The sequence below is a fragment of the Amedibacillus sp. YH-ame10 genome, from assembly GCF_053848885.1.
Window position 1 is genome coordinate 47,743 of sequence record NZ_JBSPFA010000009.1, and the last position, 25,053, is coordinate 72,795.

The following is a 25,053-nucleotide window of genomic DNA, read 5'->3' on the forward strand; positions in this document are numbered from 1 at the left end:
GGCAAGGGGAGTTGTTATGAAGAAAGAAGATATTATTAACTTATATGAAGAACTCAATAAAGAGTTGGAAGAAAAAAGAATTAATATAAACAAAAGATATTCAAAAGAATTTGATAATATTATACGGATGTTAGATACACAATACAAAATATATGTGATTATATTAAATAATGCTAAATTTTATGGTGATGAATATTTTGATATGACATTTTCGATTGCATATAAGAATTTTCTTTCTATTTATACTTGTTTGAATTTAAACATGATTGGATTATATGGAGAAGCAAACATAATTTATAGAAATATATTTGAGAGTTTAATGATCGGAAAATTTGTTTTACTTACAAATAGCAAAAAACTATATAAGAGATGGTCTGAAGAAAGTGAAATTCAGATTTCTAAAGATGTTATTAATAAGATAAAAAAACCAAATCAAGAGAATTTGAAATTATTTTGGAAAAATTTGTGTCAATGGTCTCATGCTACAATTTTGTCTGGTCAAATATTGTCTAAAAATGATTATAAAAGTGAAGAACTCAAAGCTAGTATAATTGTTTTGAAGATATTATAAATTATAATTTTATGATTAGAAACGCAGATAATAAATCTTATTATTATATGAAAAGATACGGTGATGGAATATGGGAGAAATACAAAAAGTTAAAAAGTGAATTCAATCCATTGAAAAGAAAAGCAATAAGAAATATGAGTGATTTTAGTAAAATGATAATAACCGATTTTTCTGAAATATGGAAAATGTAATTAAAAGTATAATTAATTGTATTTTTTTTATCCTTAATCTTTTCTTTGGTAAGTAATGTTACCAATATGAAAAATTAAGCTATAGCAAAGCCTTAATGGTCATTCCAGTATTTGAAAACGAGCAAGAATATATCAATTTTTCGGACTATATCAGAATGCATATTAACGATTTTAAAATAGCGTTTAAAAGCAAAATATTGATGAGATGTTTCCAGTTATCGATACCAGTATTATCTACAAAATAGGAAAAACTATAGTTCAGTAGTTTGAAGATTGGGGATATACATACTAATTAAAAAGATTAAATTTTATTGCAAAATTATTATCAAAGAAGGAGAAATAAATGAATGATAAAATTAGTAGTGAAACAAAAAAATGGATTAACAATATAAACAATAAGGCAGGAATAATAACATTAATTACCTCTTTTCTTATATCGGTAACAATATTTTTGTTTAATTTAATTTCGAACAGATATGAATTAGGATATAGTGCATTTTTTGGTTTGAAAAAAACAATAAGAATTGAATATGACTTTGTGGGAATGTTTTTTACCTTTATTATCGTATTATTATTTTTTGTATCTGTGTTTCTTGCATTAGAACCTAAAATTCAAGATAAGAGAGAAAGTAGTGAAACTAATTATAAAAAGACGTTTTGTACACAATCAATGTTATTAATGCTAATACTTTCAGTCTTTTATTTATTTGTGCTTACACGTGTAACACTAACAGATAAAGACATTTTTAGATGCATATTTTTACCAGCTATTCCTTTATTGATATTGTTTTTTTTACAACATTATTTTGAAAGAGAAGGTTACAGCTTAATAATAACAATCATTTTATTGGCTATTACAATATTTGTTGTTAGCTGGGCAATATACGAAGATATCAATTGGAAGGAATCATTTATCTTAGTGTTAGAGATCATGATGGTTTCAAGCTATTTTACAGCTGTTAGGTGGATTTATGATAAGTTAAATATATTTACTGATAAGGTAATTTGTTTTTTTGGTAAATCAATGGAGAATACTAAAGAAGAGAATGATCTAGAGAAAAAAGATAAGAAATGGAAACCCATTTATTTGTTGAGTGTAATAATAGTAATTATTATCATCCCTATCGCTATCCTGCTGATTCTATTCACGTCATTAGGTTGGAGCAGCGCTGAAAGAACTAGAGAAATTTATATGACAAAGCATGAAGAAAAAGAGTATATATTATTTGAACAAGAAGATTATTATATTGCATTACCAATAGAAGAGATGCCTAAATGTTCTACAGAAAATAAAACTGTTATGAGGTCAATCGAAAATGAATATGTTTATCTTAATAAAGAAAGTATATTAACTAAAGCGATTAAATTAGATAAAATAGAGAGATCTGAAAATAATGATTTTTTAATCATAGAGTATTCCAAGGATAATTAAAGGAAGTTCCAATATAATATGAAAAAAATTATATAAACATGCAAAGTTACTTATATTAATTTCAAAAGTTTAAAAGCTACACTACGCTTAAAATGATTGATACCATTCTGATACTATTTCATTGCAAAACCACATATAAAATGTATAATATGGGTAGGAAACAGTTTAAAATGTACGTCAACTTGAACAAATATGTTTAGTAAACGGTCGGCTAAGTAGTATTTGAATAGTTGCAAGTGGTTAAGAGGTGTCCGGTAGGGATGCCTTTTTTTCTGCGTATCCCACCTAAAATAGATTTATGATAACTTGCGTATATCAACAGATTTCTATATTTTTATATATGCGTATTTCAACAAGGAGGTTAACTCATATGGTACTAAGAAGAAAAATATATTCAAAATTGCTTGATTGGAAAAATGATAGTAATGGTAATAAAACGATTTCATTAGAAGGAGCACGACGTAATGGCAAGTCAACTATCGTTGAAGAGTTTGCTAAAAATGAGTACACAAGCTATATAGTTATTGATTTCGCTAAGAAAAATTCGGAAGTAGAACAGTACTTCATAAATTATTTAAATGATTTGGACACTTTCTTTATGATGTTATCAACATATTATGGAGTAAAGTTATCAAGACGTAATTCATTAATTATATTCGATGAAGTTCAAATGTTTCCTCTAGCACGAGCAGCTATTAAATATTTAGTTGCTAATGAAATATATGATGAACAGGATACTGATTGTTGTATTCTTGAAATTCGTTTTACAAGAGGTATGCTGATAAAGGATTATCATGTAATACGATGTCAAATTTATTTCATGAATAAGAGTGTTCTACTAAGTGAGAATTAGGGAAAATTTCAATAGGGTAGAAAGCCATTTATACTTTCTGTTATTTCAAAAATTTTTCAAGAAGCTCCAATGAAAGAGCGAAATCAGAAGGATCGCGCTCCATCGAAATCCACATATAGAGAAAAGATACTTGCAATTCCTCTATCTTAAAACTTTGTATATCATCCCTATTTCGAAGTGTACTTGCTGGTAACAAAGAAACTCCATTTCCACTTGCTACCATAGTAAGGATTCCCTCAACTGTGTCAAATTCAATTATTTGTCGTATGTCATATGCTTGTTCATTCCACCAACTCAAAAGAGTGTTGCGATAGGGACAAGTTTTTATATTGTTTGTTATAATGGGATAGTCTTTTATACTTTCTAGTGTTTGGCAGGTGGAAGGAGCTATGAGTCTTATATCCTCTTTCCATTGATGGATTCGTTGTGCATGTCGTAGAGGTGAGGGCTGATTGGTAATCACACAGTCAAGCAAATTGTTTTTTAACTGTGTTTCGAACAAATCTTGTTGCAGTGTTGTAATTGAGATTAACATGTTCGGGAAACGTCTTTGGTATTCTGTTAGAAATTCTGGTAGTACATAATTTGCAATTGTTTGAGTTGTACCAATCCTCCATGTTTTTGAAGTCTTTTTCAATAAGGATGAAGTTGTATCCAATAGAGATAATATTTTTTCTGCTTGATCAAGTAATACCTCTCCATCAGAGGTTAAGGTGACACCTTGACTGTGACGGATGAACAATTTTGTACCCAATTCTGTTTCAAGGTTTTTGATATGTGCAGTGATATTGGATTGTACATATCCCATTTGCTCTGCTGCTTTGGTGATTGATTTTGTATATGCCACTTCTCTAAAAACTCTCAATTCAAAACTTTCCATACTTATTTCCTCCATCATTTTTAATGATAGCAAGCATCATTATGAACTATTATACATCCCTTCTTCTTGAATGTATAATAGGAATGCATCAAAGAAGTAAGAAGGATTACTTCACTGAGGAGGGAGAATATATGATTGCTATGCAATATAAGATTTTATTACCAGAGGATTATGATATGGAAATTATTCGAAGTCGCGTTTTAGAAAATGGTGAGAAAACAGATGGATTTCAAGATTTACTTTGGAAAGCATATCTGATTTCAGAAACAGGTCGAAAAGAGTATTCTCCATTATATTTGTGGAAACACCATGCTGGAATGAATACATTTATTTTTAAAGGCTTCTATGATAATATTTTGGCTTCCTTTGGTTGGCAAAAGATAAATGTCGGTATACCTTTCATCTTGAAGTTTGATGAACATTTCGATTGCTCACATTATGTAATGGAAATAGAAAAAACTATATCGCCTATGGATCATATGAAAACGTTGGAGATGTCAATGAAACTGGATAATTGCTTGGGGGAAGTATTAATTTATAATCCAGACAAATGGAAATATAGCGAATTTTATTTTTTTGGTAATCGGCCAAATGAAATAGAGAATGGTAGAGTATATGAAATTCTACATTTATCAAAAGGGAAGTAAAGATTGTTGCGAAGGTCGAGTACAAGTAAGAAATGTAAAAGAACCATAGAGATTCATTAATCATATGGTTCTTTTATGCTCTCGCTCATACTTTTTACAAAGTATTTTTATAGTATTATACGATATCGATATATGGATCATGTATCATCATTGTTGGTATATCTTCTGTTAATTGAAATTATCTTGTGCACTTCATAGAAAAGAAGTGAATCTATCCTATACAAGAATAAAACTATTATTTCTTTACACTTTCACGTTTCATCAGTTGATATTCCATAAAGCAGTGTTATCACTTTTGATTCTGATTCAATTCAATCAATAAATCAATGGATTTTTTCCAAACTCATAAAAGTTTTGTTTGATGGTTTTTCCTACTGGAGAAATATATTTCGTTAAAGGAATATCATCGTATCCAATTATGAATGAATCAGCTACGAAATGAACTTAACCCTGTAAACCGTACATTCATATCTTAAGATGAGAAATATGATATGAGTAATCTTCCAGAGAACATTGTTTTTCGTTGAAGGAACCTTTTATGTATTATGGCAAACCATATACATCAATCAATATTAATAATTATTCAACATTTGAAGGCTATCCTTCAAAATAAGATCATATTCGCAATCTGTATTTTGTAGGTTAAAGGTGAATGGTTCCAGGTGTGATGCCAACCGCAATGATGATTAGTACAACAGCAGTTCAGTATTTCTGTAAAGATACAGATAGCATGTTTCAAGTTGCGACTTATTAGATAAAGGAATATCTGATAAGTCTTTTTAAATGGAATGTATCATGTTAAAATGACAGAATAGAAACGATGTTGAGGAGGTATATCATGAATTTTGAAATGACTTTATGGGCAGACTCGTTTGAGGCAATAAAGAATAAAACAAAGACTATAGAAATGCGTTTAAATGATGAGAAAAGAACTCAAATACAGAAGGATGATATCATAGAGTTTACTAATATAGATACGAAAGAAATTTTGAGATGTCTAGTTTTAGATAAACATATTTATCAATCTTTCGATGAATTATATTTGGTTCATGACAAAAGTTCCATAGGTTATACGCAGGAACAAAACGCAGATCCTAACGACATGTTATTATATTACTCGCAAGAAGAAATTGATAAGTATGGTGTTATGGGAATTGAAGTACGTGTTATAAATGAATGATAATCATTTTAGTAATCTTATAAGGAGTAAAATTATATGAAAAGTGATATAGAACAAGATAAGGAAGAAATTTTACAAGAATTAAAATCTCTTATTTCGAGGTGTGAAAAAGCTCAGCTGAAGTTTAAAGAAGGATGTTCTCAATATACTTTACTGAAGAATCGATTACATGCATTATATATTTCAAAAGAGCTTATTGAAAAACAGATACGAACGTATTCCAAAGAAGAATTAGAAAAGGCATTGCCTCCCATTCTATCAATCATTCACAAATGTACTAAGGCGCAAAGCAAATATGAAGCAGGGACAGCACAATACAATCGCTACCTTAAAACTTTACGTGCAATGGAGCTATCAAAGGAATTGATTGAAGAGAGTATGAAGAACCTTTAGTACTTATAATAAGGGAATTAGGTATGCTTTAAACTACGCATGATATTTTCAATAACGTAGTGTAAATGATGGAAAGGAAGTTTGAAACATGCATATTACAGACAAAAATGTAGATGGTGGAAAAGCTTTTGATTGGGGTAAGACATCAGCTGATTACGCAAGATACAGAGACATATATCCACAAGAATTCTATGATAAAATCACTTCTCGCAATCTTTGTATAACAGGACAAAATGTTCTTGATATTGGGACTGGAACAGGTGTTTTGCCAAGAAATATGGTTCGCTATGGTGCAACATGGACAGGTACAGATATTTCTGAACAACAGATTGAACAGGCGAAAATGCTCTCTGTTGATATGGATATCAAGTATTATGCATTGCCTACAGAACATATTGATTTTCCAAAGAATTCATTCGATGTGATTACCGCATGCCAGTGCTTTTGGTATTTTGATCATGAACACATTATGCCTAAGTTATATGATATGTTAAAGCCGAATGGAAGGATTCTTATCTTGTATATGGCATGGCTACCTTTTGAGGATAAAATTGCTGGGGCAAGTGAAAACCTTGTGTTGAAATATAATCCTGAATGGAACGGTTGTGGAGAGAGGATACATCCTATTTCCATACCTGAATGCTATCGCGATAAATTTGAATATGTTTATCATGAGGAATACCCTTTATCCATCAAATTCACACGTGAAAGTTGGCATGGACGAATGAAAGCATGTCGAGGTGTTGGCGCTTCTCTAAGTGAAGATGAAGTTAAAGCATGGGAAGAAGAACATATGCAGTTGTTACAGGAGATTGCTCCTTCTGAATTTGAAGTTTTGCATTATGGAGCAATTGCAGAATTAAGGAAAGTGTAATGTAAACTATGCACCTTAGAAATCATACAGTAAGGGGATGAAGCAATTCTAATAATTCTCAAATTTTGTAAAACAAAATTGTTTTTTCTATCACAAAATGTCATAATTAAGCATATAAGGATTAGGGTGAACGCTGTGGAATTAGAAAAGTTGATGAATACCTATTACGATGACTTGAATACGAGTGATAAACAGATTCTTAAGACTATTTTATCAAATCGTTTATTGCTTGCCCAAGCTTCTTGTGATGAAGTAGCACAAGCTTGTCATGTATCGCGAGCAACGCTTTTAAGAGTGTGTAGAAAAATATCCTTACAATCATTTTCAGAACTGAAGTATTTACTAAAAGAAAGTGATGTAGAACAGCCTACACAACTAGATTTTCATAATGTATGTGAATCGTATCATCTTATGATACAAGATTTAAATAAAATATCATTTACACAGATTTGCGAAAAACTATATCATGCGGATACCATTTATATATATGGCACTGGTAATGAACAAAAAAGCATTGCTCAGGAATTCAAACGTATCTTTTTGACGGTCGGGAAGTGTGTCATTGACCTATTTGATTATGGTGAGATAGCACTTATGAAAGATGGGTTTCAAAAAGATGATGTATTTATCATAATTTCATTGTCAGGGGAAACTAAAGAAGGAATTGAAGTCATGAAAGATATGTCTTCTCATATACATACCTTATCCATTACACGTTTACAAAATAATACAATTTCTTCGATGTGTGAAATGAATGTATATGCAGCAACACAACGATTGGATAATAAACAATATGTTTCTTATGAAATGGTTGGAGTTTTTTATGCGTTGTTGGATATGTTGTTTATGAAGTATTTAGAATATAAGAAAAAGATGGAACATGGGGGTGAAGAAAATGAAGTTTGAAGAATTAATCAACGTGCATTTTGATCACTTTACAGCCAATGATGAATATATTTGTACTTGTATCGTACAACATAGAGAAGATTGTATTCATTTAGGAATTGAAGAGTTCTCAAAGAAATATCATGTTTCCACAAGTGCGTTATCTAGATTTGCACAGAAATTACAGCTTCCAGGGTATAGTGAATTAAAAGCTCTGCTACGTTTTGAAGGGAAAGCAGTCGATAGAAAAGAATACGACATGAAAGATGTATTAGATACCTATCATCATGTGATTGATCATGTAGAACAAAAGGATTGTACGTTATTATTTGAAAAGCTTTATAATGCGAAAAGAATCATCGTATATGGAGAAGGATACCAACAAGGAAGAGCCGCAAAAGAAATGAAGCGAATTTTTCTTCCAACAGGGAAGAGCTTCTATGATATGTATGGAGTAGATACGATACCATCGTTACAAAAGTTTGTACAAGAAGGGGATGTTGTCTTCTTTATATCTTTGCATGGTGAACAAAAAGAAGTGATATCTTTTGCGAAACAGTTGAAATTAAAGGGTGCGTTTTTGATATCTATTACAAAAATGAAAAGTAATGAACTCTCTCATTTATGCGATGAAAGTTTCTATATCGATACCATGCAAATGGAAATAGATGACACATTGCACTATGAAGTTACAACACCGTATTTTATTCTTATAGAATTATTATATGTGAAATATAAGTTATATTGTGATGTGAACATTTTTTCAAACAATGAAAATAAGAACTAGAAAAGAACATATTTACGAAAGGGCTCTCAGCGATTGAAAGCCCTTTACTTTTGGTTTAAGATGAAATTGTCAAAAGAGAAAGGAACATATCATGGTCAAACTTATACTACTTGATATCGATGGAACACTGAGAGATGAACGTCTTGGAATTCCTAATTCCGCAATCACTGCGATACAAGAATGTCGAAAAAGGAATATCCTCGTAGTCATTTGCACAGGAAGAAGTAAAGCAACAATTCCAGATGATGTACTTACAATTTCATTGGATGGATATATCACGGGTGGAGGTAATCACATTGAACTACATCACCAAGTATTATGGGATGCGTACTTCCCTCAAGAAATGATGATGAAATGTATATCGGTTTTAAAAGATGCGAATATTGGATTTGCATTAGAAAGTGTCGATGAAGTATTCATGAATAAAAAGGCACAAGAAATTCTATGTGCGATGAATGAACAAAAAGGAAAGACACTACGATCAACAGATAAACAATTCATCCAAGAAAAAATTCGATACGTTGATAACATGGCACAGTACAATATGGAACCGATTCATAAACTCTACCTATGGGGAAAGCATGAAGTATATCAAAAGATACAGGATATCTTAGGTACTTCCATGTACTTGGTACAACAAGAAAAAGATACTGATACAACCTATTTTGAAATCGTTCAAAGAGGATGTGACAAAGGCTCTGCAGTACAAAGAGTACAACATGAGTGTGATATCAAAGAAGAGGAAACCCTATGCTTTGGAGATGGGCAAAATGATCTAGATATGTTTCATTATTCCAATATAAAAATCGCAATGGCAAATGGGCATGAAGCACTAAAGGCAAAAGCCACATCGATTTGCGAAGACATATTTCAAGATGGTGTATACAACGAACTAAAAAGAAGAAAGCTTATCTAAGGAGGAGACATTATGAAGAAACAATGGTGGCAAAAAGAGGTTGTTTATCAACTATATCCAAGAAGTTTTAAAGATAGCAATCAAGATGGAATAGGGGATCTTAAAGGTATTCAATCGCAATTAGAGTACTTGAAGAATTTAGGAATTACCATGATTTGGTTATGTCCAATCTTCAAATCTCCAATGGATGATAACGGATATGATATTAGTGATTACTTATCGGTGGCGGAAGATTTTGGAACGATGTCCGATTTAACGGATTTGATCGAAGAGGCAAAAGAAAAAGGAATTAAAATCATCCTTGATTTAGTATTAAACCATACCAGTGATGAACATCCTTGGTTTATAGAAGCATTGCATGATGTGAACAGTCCATATCATGATTACTATATTTTCAAAGAAGGAACGCAAGTACCAAACAATTGGCGTTCTGTATTTGGCGGAAGTGTATGGGAAAAGGTAGAAGGTAGAGATGAGTTTTACTTTCATTCCTTTGGAAAAAAACAACCAGATTTAAACTGGGAAAACCCAAAACTTAGAAAAGCATTGTATAATATTATTGAAAAATGGTCTCGTATAGGTGTTGCAGGATTTCGAGTGGATGCTATTACCTTTATCAAAAAAGATTTATCCTTTCAAAGCTTAGAAAGTGATGGTGTTGATGGTCTTGTGAAATGTACGAAGGCTACAAGAAACAAACCAGGTATTGAAAAGTTCTTAGAAGAAATGAAAGAAGAAACCTTTCAGAAATATGATTGTATGACCGTTGCGGAAGCAGCAGGAATTGAATACGATCAGTTAGAAGAATTTATAGGAGAGGATGGCTTCTTCTCTATGATATTTGATTTTAAACATGCAGATCTTGATATCGCTTCAGGAAGCGAATGGTTTCTAAGAATGCCTTGGACCATCGAAGATTTACGCAATCGTATTTTAAATAGCCAAATGCAAGTACAAAAATACGGTTGGGCCGCAAACTTCATTGAAAACCATGATCAACCTCGAGCAACGACAAAGTATTTACAAGAACATCAAAGAAATAAAGATGCAGTAAAAATGTTGGGAGCTATGTATTTCTTCCTACGCGGAACTCCATTTATATACCAAGGACAAGAATTAGGAATGATCAATTTCGAAAGAGATGATGTATCACAGTTTAATGATCTATCTAGTATCGACCAATACCATCGTTCTTTAGAAGAAGGATTCTCTAAAGAAGAAGCAATGTACTTTGTGAATCTTAGAAGTCGTGATAATTCTAGAACTCCATTCCCTTGGGATGATTCAACCTATGCAGGGTTCTCCAATCATACACCTTGGCTAGCACTAGATGATCATTACAAAGAAATCAATGCGGTCAACCAAGTTGGAATAGAAGATAGTATTTATGAATTTTATAAGGAAATGATTGATGTTCGTCAACATAGTGAATACAGTGATTGTCTCATCTATGGTGATATCACACCAATCACAACCCAAAGTAAAGAGTTGATTGCTTATCGAAGAACTTATCAGAATACTGTGATAGATTGTTACTTCAATTTTAGCTATCAAGAAATACAAGAAGAAAGTCATGCGACATATGATATCATCTTCCAAAATTTAAAAGAAGATTTCATAACAAACAAAACGATAACGTTACAACCATTTCAAGCTGTATTGATGAAAGTGAGGGAATATAATGAATAAATATGCAATTATCGCAGAACAAATTATTGATACAATAGGAAGAGATAATATCCTGTCTATCACACACTGTGCCACACGTTTACGCCTTCTTGTGAAAGAGCGAAATAAAATAGATGATGCGCTTGTAGATAAAATAGACGAGGTAAAAGGAGTCTTCTTTACAGCTGGGCAATATCAAATCATTTTAGGAACTGGTATCGTCAATAAAGTCTATGCGGAAGTAGAACAAATGGGACTCAAAACAGTATCCAAAAAAGAACAAGAAGAAGTCATGAAGAACCAAGAAAAAGGGATGAAGAGATTCATGCGAACATTAGCGGATATCTTTGTGCCAATCATTCCTGTGATTGCGGCTACTGGTTTATTCCTTGGATTAAAGGGATGTCTGTTCAACGATAGTGTACTATCTTTATTTGGCGCAACGAGTGCTAGTATTCCTGCATATATCCAAACACTAGTTTCCGTATTAACAGAAACAGCGTTTGCTTTCTTACCGGCAATCATTGTTTGGTCAACCTTTAAAGTATTTAAGGGAACTCCAGTGATTGGTTTGGTAATTGGATTGATGCTTGTCTCTCCAATCCTTCCTAATGCATATGCAGTTGCGGATCCTAACAGTGGAGTAAAAGCGATTATGGCATTTGGTGTCATTCCACTAGTTGGTTGTCAAGGAAGTGTCCTTACTGCCATTGTGACTGGATATATAGGCGCAACCATTGAAAAATTCTTACGTAAGCATATGCCAAATGTACTGGATCTTATTTTTACACCATTCTTCGTTATGTTAATTACATTGCTTATCATATTGTTAGGAATTGGGCCAATCATGCATATCATTGAATTAAAAATGGTGGATATCATTCGTATATTGATTGAACTTCCATTTGGAGTAGGTGGGTTCTTAATTGGATTTACGTATCCTCTTGCTGTTATTACTGGACTTCATCACACGTATGTTATGATTGAAACATCCTTACTAGCAAACACTGGATTTAACGCTCTTATTACCTTATGTGCTATGTATGGATTTGCGAATGTAGGTACTTGTCTTGCCTTTATTAAGAAAACAAAGATTCAAAAAGTTAAACAAACTGCAGTAGGAGCTATGTTATCGCAGTTATTTGGAATCAGTGAACCTGTATTATTTGGTATCCAATTGCGATATAATTTAAAACCACTATTTGTAATGTGTTTCTCATCTGGTCTTGGTGCAGCTTTATTATCTATTTTCCATATTCAATCAAATTCGTATGGACTCGCTGTAATTCCTTCTTACTTAATGTATATTTACGAAGGACATCAACTTCTGTTCTATTTCATCATTTCTATTCTAGTTGTTGTAGTATGCTTTACAATTACGTATCTATTTGCAATTCCAGAAGAAGCGATTCATGAAAATGAAGCAATCGAAGGGGATATGCAAGCATTGGGTGGTCCATGTGAACTTGTATTACAAGCTCCAGCAACAGGCAATCTTATCGCATTGGAAGATGTAGAAGATGAATTGTTCTCAAATAAAATGTTGGGAGATGGTTTTGCGATTGAAATCACAGAGGGAAAAATCGTAGCGCCTATTTCAGGTACATTAGAAACTGTATTTCCAAGTGGTCATGCTTTTGGCATTCGAGGTAAAGAAGGTACGTTATTACTACATGTTGGAATCGATACAGTGGAGTTAAATGGGGAAGGTTTTGAGGTATGTGTAAAACAAGGTGAAGAAGTAAAACAGGGGGATGTCTTAGTTCATGTAGATATCGACAAGATTCATAAACTTGGAAAGTCTACGACAACTATGGTCATTTTCACCGATGGTAAAAAAGTGAACCTATCAAAGGTTCAAAAAGAAATGAAACATAATGATATGCTTTCTATCGAATGTTTATAAATAGGAAATATCAAAATAAGTGTAAACGAAATATATAAGAAACACTTTAGAATTTCAAGGCGTGAGCAAGAAAGGTATACAATCTTTCATGGTTACGCCTTTTATAATGATAGAGGAGAAGCAGTTTTCTAGTGTATCTTCATTTTATATCGTGATACGAAATTTAGTAAAGAGCATGGGGGAACCTATAGAAAACATAAAAATTTGGTTTTTATATATCAAATTGATTATGTAAGCGCTATAATAAAGTTACATAGAAAGCGAGGAGTATATATGTTTAAAGATCGTTTTAAGGATAAAGTCATGGTTGTGACTGGGGGAACGAGTGGAATTGGAAAAGCAGTTTGTATTCGCGCAGGAGAAGAAGGAGCTATTGTTGTTGTTGCGGGAAGAAGTGTGGAACGTGGTAAAGAGATTGAAAAAACCATTGTTGATGCGGGTGGAAAAGCTTTATTTGTGGCATGTGATGTAACAAAGAAAGAAGATATCATCGCATTATATGCACGTACCATGGAAACTTATGGCCGCATTGATGTTGCGATTAATAATGCTGGGATCGTTGGTGATTCTAAGAAGATAGAAGATGTAAGTGATGATGATTGGTTTGATGTAGTGAATGCCAACTTAAATGCAATGTTCTATTGTATTCGTGAAGAGATTAAATATATGTTAAAGAATGAATTTGGTGGAACCATTGTCAATACTGCAAGTGTTGCAGGAATACGTGCAACTCCAGCTGGTCCTGCTTATGTAGCTAGTAAACATGGTGTGGTTGGATTAACAAAATCAACAGCTATGGATTACGCTACAAAAAATATCACATGTAATGCGGTTTGTCCTGCAGGAACAGATACGCCTCTTACAGAAACTGCAAAGAATAAAATGATGAAAGTGATTGGTGATTTAAAGGCACAAGGAATTGATCCAAGTGAATATATTAAAAATTCTATGATGTCAGGTAAGATTGAAACATTACAAAAACGCAATGCGACAAGTGAAGAACAAGCCGGAACTATTTTGTATTTAGCAAGTGATGAGGCAAGACATATCACTGGTTCAATCGTGGTAAGTGATGGAGGATTCACAGTTTACTAATAAATGGAGGATTCATTATAATTACTTGAATATAAGAAGAGAACGTCTTAGAAATGCTAGAGGGCATTGTTTGATAAGACGTTCTTTTTGTATGACTTATAGATGAATAAAACCTTTATAAGTAGGAAAATAATAAATCAGTTGACAAACCTCATATGTACTGATAAACTAAATTTGTAAGGATCGTTACTGAATCTTCAGGCGTGACCAAGCAAGGGATAAAAGGTGTCTCTTTTCGTGGTTGCGCCTTTTATAATGATAGAAAGGAGAACGTATGCTAAAAATATTAAAGGTTTTTAATAATAATGTTGCCCTTGTATTAAATGATGCTAACCACGAAGAAATCATTATGGGGAAAGGTGTTGGATTTGGCAAAAGAGAACAAGAGATGATTGATGAAAGTAAAATAGAGAAACGCTTTATCTTAGAAGATAAGACTTCTGTAAAAGCATTTCAAGATTTACTAGGACGAATTGATATCGAAGATATTGAACTCGCAAGTGATATCATCCAAGATGGAGAAAAGGTATTAGGATATCGTTGTAGTAATTCTATCCTATTAACATTATCTGATCACATCAGCTTTATGCTAAAACGCGCCAAAGAAAAAACATTATTCACAACTCCCTTAGAATGGGATATCAAAATGATTTATCCACAAGAGTTCAAATATGCACAACAAGTGATAGAACGTATGAAAAGCAAAACAGGTTTACAAATTCCTGATCAAGAAGCAGCTTTCATCGCACTACATTTCATCAATGCACATTATGAAGGAAAAGATATGCAAGAGACTGTTCTTAGTTCAAAAATCATCCAACATGTTATTGATATTGCGAAATATCATTATGGTAAAAAGTTCGATGAGTCTTCTTTCAACTTTTCAAGATTTGTTACTCATATCCGATACTTTGTCATGCGTCAACTTCATAACGATGCGAAAGAAAATGATTCATCAATCATCAATGTGATTGCGTTAAAGTATCCAAATGATTATAAATGTGCGAAGAAAATAAAAGAGTTTTTAGAAAAAACATATCAGTGGACCATTGGGGATGATGAGCTATTATACTTATCTCTTCATCTCAACCGATTATCTACTGATCTATAATGGAACGTTACTGTACGTCAGGCGTAACCTAAGTCAAATGATATTTTCATAGTGCTTAGGTTTTATTTTGCGAAAAAATTAAGAGGAGAACAATTATGTTAGAAAATGAAGCGAAAGATATTCTACAATATGTAGGTGGAAGTAAGAATGTAAACAACTTGGTACATTGTGCCACACGTTTAAGATTTGAATTAAAAGATGATAAAAAGGCAGATAAAGCAGCTTTAGAGAAGTTGCCTTATGTATTATCAGTAGTAGTGAGTGGAGGACAATATCAAGTTGTAATTGGACCAAAAGTAAATAGTTATTTTGAAGAGATTATGAAGAGTTTGGATTTAAAAAAAGATAAACAAACAGGTAAAATGTCTGTATTAAAGGTGATTTCAGGGGCATTCTCACCACTCATTCCAATTCTAGCTGGGGCTGGTATGGTAAAAGCATTATTAACTGTACTTGTGCAGTTTGGTGTTATGTCAGATGCAAGTTCAACTTATGCAGTATTATCTGCGGCAGGTAACTCAGTGTTCTATTTCATGCCAATTTTCTTAGGGATTACTCTATCAAAACAATTTGGTGCGAATCCTTATGTAGGAGGAGCTATTGGGGCAGCCTTGATGGAGCCTTCCTTCTCAGCGTTGATTGGTCAAGAAGGAACCAATTTTCTAGGTATTAATCTTACCGTAGTAGATTATGCCACAACGATTTTTCCAATCTTTATCATTTCCTTTATTTATGCGTATTTAGAAAAAGGGTTGAAGAAGATTATTAAATTGGAATTACAAATGTTCTTAGTACCTATGATTTGTTTAATTGTATTGGTGCCTTTAGCAGCGTTGGTATTTGGTCCATTTGGTACGGTTATTGGTGATACCGTAGGAGATGTTGTTGCATGGTTATTTAATTTCAACCGTGTAGTTGCGGGTGTCGTATTAGGGGCAGCATATCCATTCTTAACGATGTTAGGATTACATTGGGGATTCACACCAATTACCTTACAAAATCTAACACAATATGGTGGAGATATGATTGAAGGTGTTGCGGTTTGTTGTGTATATGCTGAATTAGGGATTGCACTTGGTGTATTCTTAAAAGGAAAGAAGCATTCGAATATTAAGGCAATCGCAAGTCCTGCTATTTTAACTGGATTTTTAGCTGGTGTTACAGAACCAATTTTATATGGTATCGTAATGCGTTATAAACGTTTGATGGCTGTGGTCGCAATCGCTGGTGGTATTGGTGGGGCAATCAATGGACTCTTCCAAGTAACCATGGATTCTTATGTATTCCACAATGTATTCTCTGCAGCTATGATGTCATATTCTCCAATGATTCCATTCCTTGTAGGTATTAGTGCTTCTTTGGTATCCGGTGCGCTTCTTACGTATTTCTGGGGGATTACAAGTGAAGATAAAGGAGATTTTGAAGCTGAAACAATTACAGATATACCAGAAATTATGGAAACAAAAAAGCCTTTAAACGATCAACAACAATTAGAATTATTAGCGCCAGTGAGTGGAAGTATTGTAGAACTTGAACATGTAGAAGATGAAGTATTTGCAAGTGGAGCTGTAGGAAAAGGGATTGCTGTTTTACCAACTAATGGAGTCGTAGTAGCACCTTTTGATGGTGAAGTAGTCGTTGCTTTCCCTAGTAAACATGCGATAGGTTTGAAAAGTGATAGTGGGTTAGAAGTATTGATACATGTAGGATTGAATACGGTAATGTTAGATGGAAAACATTTTACTAGTAAAGTGGAACAAGGAACACGTGTAACAAAGGGAGATGTTCTTCTAGAATTTGATATGGATGAAATTAAAAAAGAAGGATATTCAGTAATGACACCAATTTTGATTACCAATGCAGACGCAATTGATATGACGGTGGTAGGTAAAGAAGATGATAAGGTACAAGCAGGTGATGTATTGATTCACATCAATATGTAGGAGGTCGATTATGAAAGAGAATTTCTTATGGGGTGGAGCCCTTGCGGCACATCAAGTAGAAGGTGCTTATCAAGAACAAGGAAAAGGTTTGAGTATTGCGGATGTAATGACAGCTGGTTCACACGCAGTTCCTAGAAAAATAACAAAGGGAGTGTTGGAAGGAGAATACTATCCAAATCATGATGGTATCGATTTCTATCATCACTTTCAAGAAGATATCGATTTATTTGCGGAAATGGGTTTTAAGTGCTTGCGTACAAGTATTGCATGGACGCGTATCTTTCCAAATGGTGATGAAGATATCGCAAATGAAGCAGGACTAGCTTTCTATGATAAAATGTTTGACTATATGTTATCAAAAGGTATTCAGCCTGTAATAACGCTTTCTCATTTTGAAATGCCATATCATTTAGTAGAAGCATATGGTGGTTGGAGAAATCGTAAATGCATTGATTTCTTTTATAAGTTTGCGATTGTTTGTCTGGAACGCTATCACAAGCAAGTTACCTATTGGATGACCTTTAATGAAATCAATAATCAAACACTGATTGAAAATCCCATTTATGCATTTACGAATTCAGGTATTCTTTATGAAGAAGATGAAAACCGTGAAGAAATCATGTATCAAGCAGTACATTATCAATTTGTTGCCTCAGCGAAAGTTGTTGCATATGCAAAAGCAATGAATAAGAATTTACAAATGGGATGTATGGTCGCTTCTTTACCATACTATCCATACTCTTGTAATCCAAAGGATATCGTAAAGGCACAAAAATGCAATCAACATCAAATGTTCTTTACAGATGTATTTGTAAGAGGGACATATCCAAACCATGTTTTAAAACAATGGGATAAAAAAGGATATTCATTAGATGTGCTTGAAGAAGATTTAGAGATTATCAAACGTGGCGTAGTGGATTACATAGGATTTAGTTATTATCTATCTAGTACTGTAAGTGCAGATGAAAATATGTCACGCAGTGGCAGTGGAAATGCGGCAGGTACAGATACTGTAGAAAATCCTTATCTAAGCACAAGTGCTTGGGGTTGGAGTATTGATCCAGTAGGTATGCGATACTATTTAAATGATTTATATGATCGTTATCAAGTACCTTTGTTCATTGTAGAAAATGGATTTGGTGCTGTAGATACGATAGAGGATAATAAGATTCATGATACCTATCGTATAGAGTATCTTCGTGCCCATATTATAGAGATGATGAAGGCTATTGAAGAAGATGGTGTCGATGTCATTGGGTATACGGTATGGGGATGTATTGATCCAATCTCTTTTACTACGGGTGAAATGAAAAAGCGTTATGGAATGATTTATGTAGATCGTGATGATCAGGGGAATGGAGGTTTAAAAAGATTACGTAAAGATTCTTTCTATTGGTATCAAGGGGTGATCGAAAGCAATGGGAAAACCTTGTAGAGATATATAAATGAGTTAATTAAGGAAACCTAAACTCTTATAAGATGAATCCATAAAAGGGATATCTTGTAAGAGTTTTTATAGTATGGTTGCTTCATCATAGAGAAAATTTCTACAAACGTATTCTATTGGACTATGTTTTATGAAAGCATTTCTATGTAAATGTAGTAGGAATATGATGCATGGGTATTTGCACGTGAGTTGTAAATGGGGAAGAAATAAAGGATAATAGAAACATGAAAATGCTTTATCGATGTAATTGATGAGTAGGAGGGACAAGTCATGATACAAGATATTTTAGATTTATGGATGCAAAAATCTGATTTTTATTTAGAATTATTATTAGAACATATTCAAATATCAATGACAGCGATTATTATCGCAGGGTGTTTGGGTTTATGTATAGGTATTTTGATTGCTGAATATCAAAAGACTAGCAAAGTGGCATTGGGTGTTATCAATTTTATGTATACCATTCCTTCTATCTCTTTGTTGGGTTTTCTAATTCCTTTATCAGGAATAGGGAATACAACAGCAATACTTGCATTAACCATCTATGCACTTTTACCAATGGTAAGAAATACGCATACAGGGTTAGTAAATGTACAACCTTTGATTATTGAAGCTGCGAAAGGAATGGGAAGCACACGTTTTCAAATTTTATATAAAATAAAACTTCCGTTGGCAATGCCCGTGATTATGAGTGGTATTCGTAATATGGCAGTTATGACAATTGCACTTGCAGGTATTGCCTCTTTCATTGGTGCAGGTGGTTTAGGTGTAGCAATCTATCGAGGAATTACAACGAATAATAAAGCAATGACAATTATAGGAAGTTTGATGATTGCCTTATTGGCATTGTTTATTGATTGGATGTTGGGCTTTGTCGAAAAGGTGATGAATCGAAGAGGTATAAAGAATAAAGAGAAGAAAAAGAAAGTGCTTGTTATTTCTGTAGGTATTATAAGTATCTGTACACTACTCTATACCTTAACGGGAAGTTCAAGTAAAGATACGATTCATATTGCCACAAAACCAATGAGTGAACAATATGTCATTGGAGAGATGTTACGTACACTAATAGAACAAGATACGGATTTAGAAGTAGATATGACACAAGGTGTTGGTGGAGGAACGAATAATATTCATCCAGCAATGGTTAGTAAAGAATTTGATCTTTATCCAGAATATACAGGTACTGGTTGGAATCAAGTATTGAAAGAAAGTGATTTATATACAGAAGATCTCTTTGATCGTTTACAAGATGGATATCATAAACTAGGTATGAAATGGGAATCTTTATTAGGGTTCAATAATACCTTTGGTATTGCAGTAAGAAAAGAGATAGCGGAAGAATATAACTTAAAGACATATTCTGACTTACAGAAAGTGGCAGACCAGTTAACCTTTGGTGCGGAGTATGATTACTTCGAAAGAGCAGATGGGTATGATGCCTTCTGTGAAAAATATGGATTAACCTTTAAGAATACAACCGATTTGGATATTGGGTTAAAATACGATGCGATTAGAGAACATAAGATTGATGCCATGGTTGTATTTACTACAGATGGACAATTGGCCGCAACTGAAATCACAGTATTAAAAGATGATAAGAATTTGTATCCTTCTTATATGTGTGGTTTTGTAGTACGCGAAGAAATCTTAGAGAAGTATCCAGAAATAAAGGGTGTTCTAAAAAAATTAGATCATGCGATTAGTGATAGCGATATGTCACAGATGAATTATTTGGTGGAAACAAAGAAGCAAGAACCAAAAGATGTTGCGGATGAGTTTTTAAAGAAGAAAGGCTTGCTGGAGTAGGAGGTGCTCATATGAACGTAATTGAATATCAAAATGTAAGTATGGCATATGGAGAAAAAACAGTTGTAAAGTCTTTGGATTTAAGTATCGAAAAGGGAGAGTTTTTAACCATTATAGGTAGTTCAGGATGTGGGAAAACCACAATTTTGAAAATGGTAAATGGATTGATTATGCCTAGCGATGGAACAGTGTTGGTACATGGGAAAGGAATCGATAAAAAAGATATCATTCGTTTAAGAAGAAATATAGGATACGCTATACAAGGAAATGTATTGTTTCCACATATGAATGTAGAACAAAATATCTCTTATGTTCCTAATCTTTTGAATAAGAAAAATAAAGAAAAGACAAAGAATGCTGTGAATAAATGGATGGATATAGTAGGGTTAGATCAAGACTTAAGAAAACGATATCCAGATCATCTTTCTGGTGGTCAACAACAACGTGTAGGAATCGCAAGAGCACTTGCTGCATCTCCTGATATCTTGTTAATGGATGAACCTTTTGGGGCAGTAGATGAGATAACTCGTGCTTCTTTACAAGATGAAATCAAACGTATTCATAAAGAAACAGGTATTACGATTTTGTTTGTAACGCATGATATTCATGAAGCATTAAAACTTGGGACAAAGGTACTTGTCATGGATGAAGGGAATATTTTGCAATATGATAGACCAGAAGAAATACTTGCACATCCTGCAACAGAGTTTGTAGGAAAGCTTTTAAAGAATTATCAATAAAGAGTAGGAAATATGAAAAAAAGGTAAGTTGAGTCTTACCTTTTTAGGTGGTTTATTCGTTAATATCGATTGTGTACAAATTCATTAAAACAGAGCATATCTTTTACTTCTATTTTTTCTCCATTATCTAAAACAGCAAATCCATTAAGATAACCAAACACTTGATGTTGATCAGTTGATACAACGATTGCGGATATCTTTGCGGCTCTATCGAGGAAAGGAGTAAATGTCATTTCAAAGCGTTGATCACTAGACGTAATGTTCCAAGGCATCATAGGATCTTGTGGAATATGGAACGTAATATCGTCTAGTTTGTGGGCTACATGATCATAAAATATCATATTCTCTGTAGCTGCACTATTATCTCCAAAGCCATAACCTATATTAAATCCAAAAGGCTTACCATTGATATCCATGTTACCGGAACCCCAATACCAAGTGTTATCATAAGTCCAAACACCTCTTCCCCAATCAAGGGTACCGAAATCATTAGTTTCATCAAAGGTATAGGTTTTCCCATCAAAACAAGCATGTCCACTTGCTCTCATACAGTTTATTTTCTGATTATAATAGAATGCGTGCTTTTTATCTTTCCATGGGGTAGCAATTACCATAGAATCCATTGGTGGTTCATGTAAAAGGATATCGCAGGAGAAATCTTTCCCTTGATAAAAGTTCTTAAAGGTACAAGTAAGTCTTCTTTGATCTCCATCTTTTATAAAGTCCATACATAAACGCTTGTCTTGATAATGTGTGATTCCTTGTGTGGATGAAGAAGGAAGTTTGAATTTTCCCATAGGAAACAAATTCAAAATTGTTTCTGTATGTTCCCACTTGTTTTTAAAATCAAGAAAGGATACGGACTGAAGTCCAATATAGCCATCATCAGATAAGGTCATAGCGATTCCAAAATCTTTGTTGAGGATAAGATAATAATCCCATTCCTTAATACGAAATTTACTAGCTTTGATATCTTCACGATGATATTCTTGAATAAGAGATCTTGACCAGCCTGGTTCTCTTAGGGAACCATCTTTTAATAACTTTTGTGATGTGATAACTTCATGATTACGCATATAGATCACCTCTATCTCTATTATAAAAGGTTATGGCTTTGAAAACAATGAGGATTGAAAATTTTACATTTATCTTCTTACGTGTTTATGTTAAACTATTCTTATACAAAAAAGAGATATAGGAGAACAGAAGATGAAACAGGATACAATTATTATTTTAGATTTGGGTAGTCATGAAAATACGACGATTGCTAGAGATATTCGTAAAATTGGTGTTTTTAGTGAAATAAAGGCACATGACATTAATGTTGCTGAATTAAAGGCAATGTCAAATGTAAAAGGAATCATCATTAGTGGTGGTAACAACAATATCATTGATGGAAAAGCAATCGATGTAAACCATGATATTTATGAAGCTGGATATCCAGTGTTAGCATTTGATCATGCATTAGCAAAAGTAGATAACATCGCATTCCCAGAAGATGAAGAAGCACGTATGAAAGTGTTAGAAGATTTTGTGTTGAATGTATGTAAAGCAGAAAAGAATTGGAATATGAAAAACTTTGTTGCAGATCAAGTAGAATTGATTCGTCAGCAAGTAAAAGATAAGAAAGTATTATTGGCATTATCTGGTGGAGTAGATTCATCTGTTGTTGCGGCGTTGTTGATCAAAGCAATCGGAAAACAATTGGTGTGTGTACATGTGAATCACGGCTTGATGCGTAAAGGGGAATCTGAAGATGTAATTGAAGTGTTCCAAAATCAGTTAAAAGCAAATCTTGTGTATGTAGATGCTTCTGATCGTTTCTTAGGAAAACTTGAAAATGTTGTAGAACCTGAAGAAAAACGTAAGATTATCGGTGCAGAATTTATTCGTGTGTTTGAAGAAGAAGCACGCAAACTAGATGGTATCGATTATTTAGCACAAGGAACCATTTATCCAGATATCATCGAATCAGGAACAAAAACTGCAAGTGTTGTAAAATCACATCACAACGTGGGTGGATTACCTGATGATTTACAGTTTGAATTAGTGGAACCATTGTATCAATTGTTCAAAGATGAAGTTCGTGCATGCGGAGTGGAATTAGGATTACCATATGAAATGGTGTATCGTCAACCTTTCCCAGGACCAGGACTTGGTGTGCGTTGCCTTGGCGCAATTACAAAAGAACGTTTAGAAGCTGTACGCGAATCAGATGCAATCTTAAGAGAAGAATTTGCGAATGCTGGATTAGATAAGACCGTATGGCAATACTTCACAGTAGTACCTGATTTTAAATCAGTAGGTGTAAAAAACAATGCACGCTGTTTTGAGTATCCAGTGATACTTCGTGCAGTAAATACAATTGACGCTATGACTGCGACAATTGAGCAAGTGGATTGGGCTATCTTAGCGAAGATTACAGATCGTATCTTAAATGAAGTTGCAAATGTAAACAGAGTTTGTTATGATATGACACCAAAACCATGTGGAACGATTGAGTGGGAATAACCCCACTAGAGCTGAAAGCCTTTATATATAAGGGTTCAAAGCTCTTTTTTTTTACTCATAGGGTACTCATTGCATTGTTATTGCATTAATTTCTTTGTTTTTTCGATGAAAACCAAAGTGTGAATTATCATTTTTATCTGTTTCCACAGGCTGAAAATTTATCACACCTTTTAGCTTTCTAGCTACCTCAAAATTACTGTTAGGATACAGATGACCATATGTACCGAGTGTCGTTTCAATATCTTCATGACCTAAGCGCTCTTTGATGATAAGAGGATTTTCACCCATGCTGATGAGTAGGGAAGCGTGAGAGTGGAGTAAGGCGTGTACCTTAATGCGATGTATATTTGCCATCTCTGATAACTTCTCAATCGCTCTAGGCAATGAGTGCTTGTTGGTAGGTGTACCATTATAACTTAATAGAAAATCTGTTTTGATTATCTTTTGTTGTGTTGATTTTCAAAGTTGTAATTGTTCAAGAGTATCATCATCAATAACGATTAGACGTACACTTGCTTTTGTCTTTGGCTCAACAAATTTATAATTATTGCAAGAATTATAGTAAAAGTTCTTTGTAACACTTAATACACCAGTTTCAAAATCAATATCTTTCCATTGTAAAGCAGAAGCTTCACCAATGCGTAGACCAGTCATGAACAATAACCATAACGATATGAAGATGTAATGCTCATAATAATCATCTTTCTTCAATAACGATATAATTGATTGAAATTCTTCTAGTGTCCAAAATTCAATCTTCACTTTATGTTTTTTGATATTACCAATAATCTTAGATGGGTTCTCTTTCGCTAGTCCTAGAACAATTGCTCTATCCATTGCTCTTGAAAACATTTCTTGTACATTCCGTACATAATTTAGTCCATAAATTTTTGATAATTTTAATTGCCAACCTTGTACATGAATAGGAGTAATTTTATTCACCAACATCTTGTTAAAGTTTTTGAAATGCTTGCACATAGATTGATGTTCATTTTAAACGTGCTTTCTTTGACTTGGCTTTTATACCAAGGAAAGAATAATTCATCTACGTATTGTTTGAATGTGATTTTCTTCATTTCTTCCACTAAATCATCAACACAAGTTAGTATTAATTATGAATATTCCTCTTTGGCTTTTTTCTTTGATAAAAAGCTATTACGGTATTTTTGTATCTGTTTTTCTGTAATATGGTGGTAACCTAGACAAGCTTATTT

Annotated in this window: 21 protein-coding genes and 1 pseudogene; 19 read left to right on the top strand and 3 right to left on the bottom strand. The window is 33.3% G+C overall.

Annotation, left to right across the window (positions count from 1 at the left end; all coding sequences use genetic code 11):
• Positions 1–16 precede the first annotated feature (16 nt).
• The 3 genes from ACWG42_RS05280 (at position 17) to ACWG42_RS05290 (ending at position 3,047) form a co-directional block, all read left to right on the top strand.
• Entirely contained in the window at positions 17–571 is a 555-nt protein-coding gene (locus ACWG42_RS05280) for a hypothetical protein (RefSeq protein WP_455790607.1), read from the top strand.
• A gap of 534 nt (positions 572–1,105) precedes the next feature.
• Positions 1,106–2,194, top strand: a complete 1,089-nt coding sequence (locus ACWG42_RS05285) for a hypothetical protein (RefSeq protein WP_455790609.1) — start codon at positions 1,106–1,108, stop codon at positions 2,192–2,194.
• Positions 2,195–2,564: 370 nt separating this feature from the next.
• Entirely contained in the window at positions 2,565–3,047 is a 483-nt protein-coding gene (locus tag ACWG42_RS05290) for an AAA family ATPase (protein ID WP_455790611.1), read from the top strand.
• A 40-nt stretch (positions 3,048–3,087) separates the two neighbouring features.
• Here ACWG42_RS05290 and ACWG42_RS05295 read toward each other — a convergent pair whose 3' ends face one another.
• The gene (locus tag ACWG42_RS05295; RefSeq protein WP_455790613.1) at positions 3,088–3,927 is read right to left on the bottom strand and encodes a LysR family transcriptional regulator; all 840 of its coding nucleotides are present in this window, start codon (positions 3,925–3,927) and stop codon (positions 3,088–3,090) included.
• 131 nt (positions 3,928–4,058) lie between these two features.
• Here ACWG42_RS05295 and ACWG42_RS05300 point away from each other — a divergent pair, with 131 nt between their 5' ends.
• The 15 genes from ACWG42_RS05300 to ACWG42_RS05370 all read left to right on the top strand — a co-directional run bounded on the left by ACWG42_RS05300 (position 4,059) and on the right by ACWG42_RS05370 (position 21,328).
• Complete coding sequence (locus tag ACWG42_RS05300) at positions 4,059–4,574, top strand: DUF4865 family protein (protein ID WP_455790615.1); 516 nt, start codon at positions 4,059–4,061, stop codon at positions 4,572–4,574.
• A gap of 838 nt (positions 4,575–5,412) precedes the next feature.
• On the top strand, positions 5,413–5,754 hold the full coding sequence (locus tag ACWG42_RS05305; protein WP_455790616.1) for an ASCH domain-containing protein: 342 nt from the start codon (positions 5,413–5,415) through the stop codon (positions 5,752–5,754).
• Between the two features lie 36 nt (positions 5,755–5,790).
• Positions 5,791–6,147: a hypothetical protein gene (locus tag ACWG42_RS05310; protein WP_455790618.1), complete on the top strand. Its 357-nt coding sequence runs from the start codon at positions 5,791–5,793 to the stop codon at positions 6,145–6,147.
• 88 nt (positions 6,148–6,235) lie between these two features.
• Positions 6,236–7,021, top strand: a complete 786-nt coding sequence (locus ACWG42_RS05315) for a class I SAM-dependent methyltransferase (RefSeq protein ID WP_455790620.1) — start codon at positions 6,236–6,238, stop codon at positions 7,019–7,021.
• A 135-nt stretch (positions 7,022–7,156) separates the two neighbouring features.
• Positions 7,157–7,927: a MurR/RpiR family transcriptional regulator gene (locus ACWG42_RS05320; RefSeq protein WP_455790621.1), complete on the top strand. Its 771-nt coding sequence runs from the start codon at positions 7,157–7,159 to the stop codon at positions 7,925–7,927.
• Positions 7,917–8,693 carry a MurR/RpiR family transcriptional regulator gene (locus ACWG42_RS05325; protein WP_455790622.1) on the top strand — a complete coding sequence of 259 codons (777 nt, stop codon included), beginning with the start codon at positions 7,917–7,919 and terminating at the stop codon, positions 8,691–8,693. Before ACWG42_RS05320 ends, ACWG42_RS05325 begins: the two co-directional genes overlap by 11 nt.
• 91 nt (positions 8,694–8,784) lie before the next feature.
• Positions 8,785–9,609, top strand: a complete 825-nt coding sequence (locus ACWG42_RS05330) for a Cof-type HAD-IIB family hydrolase (protein WP_455790624.1) — start codon at positions 8,785–8,787, stop codon at positions 9,607–9,609.
• 12 nt (positions 9,610–9,621) lie between these two features.
• Entirely contained in the window at positions 9,622–11,298 is a 1,677-nt protein-coding gene (locus ACWG42_RS05335) for an alpha-glucosidase (protein WP_455790626.1), read from the top strand.
• A complete protein-coding gene (locus ACWG42_RS05340) occupies positions 11,291–13,183 on the top strand; it encodes a glucose PTS transporter subunit IIA (RefSeq protein WP_455790628.1) in 1,893 nt (630 codons plus the stop codon). Before ACWG42_RS05335 ends, ACWG42_RS05340 begins: the two co-directional genes overlap by 8 nt.
• A gap of 273 nt (positions 13,184–13,456) precedes the next feature.
• The gene (locus tag ACWG42_RS05345; RefSeq protein ID WP_455790630.1) at positions 13,457–14,278 is read left to right on the top strand and encodes an SDR family NAD(P)-dependent oxidoreductase; all 822 of its coding nucleotides are present in this window, start codon (positions 13,457–13,459) and stop codon (positions 14,276–14,278) included.
• Between the two features lie 274 nt (positions 14,279–14,552).
• Positions 14,553–15,389, top strand: coding sequence for a PRD domain-containing protein (locus ACWG42_RS05350; protein WP_455790631.1), 837 nt, complete (start codon positions 14,553–14,555; stop codon positions 15,387–15,389).
• A 95-nt stretch (positions 15,390–15,484) separates the two neighbouring features.
• On the top strand, positions 15,485–17,332 hold the full coding sequence (locus ACWG42_RS05355) for a glucose PTS transporter subunit IIA (protein ID WP_455790632.1): 1,848 nt from the start codon (positions 15,485–15,487) through the stop codon (positions 17,330–17,332).
• Between the two features lie 10 nt (positions 17,333–17,342).
• Positions 17,343–18,767 carry a 6-phospho-beta-glucosidase gene (locus tag ACWG42_RS05360; protein WP_455790633.1) on the top strand — a complete coding sequence of 475 codons (1,425 nt, stop codon included), beginning with the start codon at positions 17,343–17,345 and terminating at the stop codon, positions 18,765–18,767.
• 282 nt (positions 18,768–19,049) lie between these two features.
• Positions 19,050–20,588 (top strand): ABC transporter permease/substrate-binding protein, encoded by a 1,539-nt coding sequence (locus ACWG42_RS05365; RefSeq protein ID WP_455790634.1) that lies wholly within the window; start codon positions 19,050–19,052, stop codon positions 20,586–20,588.
• A gap of 11 nt (positions 20,589–20,599) precedes the next feature.
• Complete coding sequence (locus ACWG42_RS05370) at positions 20,600–21,328, top strand: ATP-binding cassette domain-containing protein (protein ID WP_455790635.1); 729 nt, start codon at positions 20,600–20,602, stop codon at positions 21,326–21,328.
• Positions 21,329–21,387: 59 nt separating this feature from the next.
• Here ACWG42_RS05370 and ACWG42_RS05375 read toward each other — a convergent pair whose 3' ends face one another.
• Positions 21,388–22,404, bottom strand: coding sequence for a DUF2804 domain-containing protein (locus tag ACWG42_RS05375; protein WP_455790637.1), 1,017 nt, complete (start codon positions 22,402–22,404; stop codon positions 21,388–21,390).
• A 133-nt stretch (positions 22,405–22,537) separates the two neighbouring features.
• On the opposite strand from ACWG42_RS05375, the gene guaA reads away from it, so the two are divergent.
• A complete protein-coding gene (gene guaA, locus ACWG42_RS05380) occupies positions 22,538–23,839 on the top strand; it encodes a glutamine-hydrolyzing GMP synthase (protein WP_455790639.1) in 1,302 nt (433 codons plus the stop codon).
• Positions 23,840–23,905: 66 nt separating this feature from the next.
• Here guaA and ACWG42_RS05385 read toward each other — a convergent pair.
• Positions 23,906–24,817: pseudogene (locus ACWG42_RS05385) on the bottom strand (site-specific integrase).
• Positions 24,818–25,053: the final 236 nt, after the last annotated feature.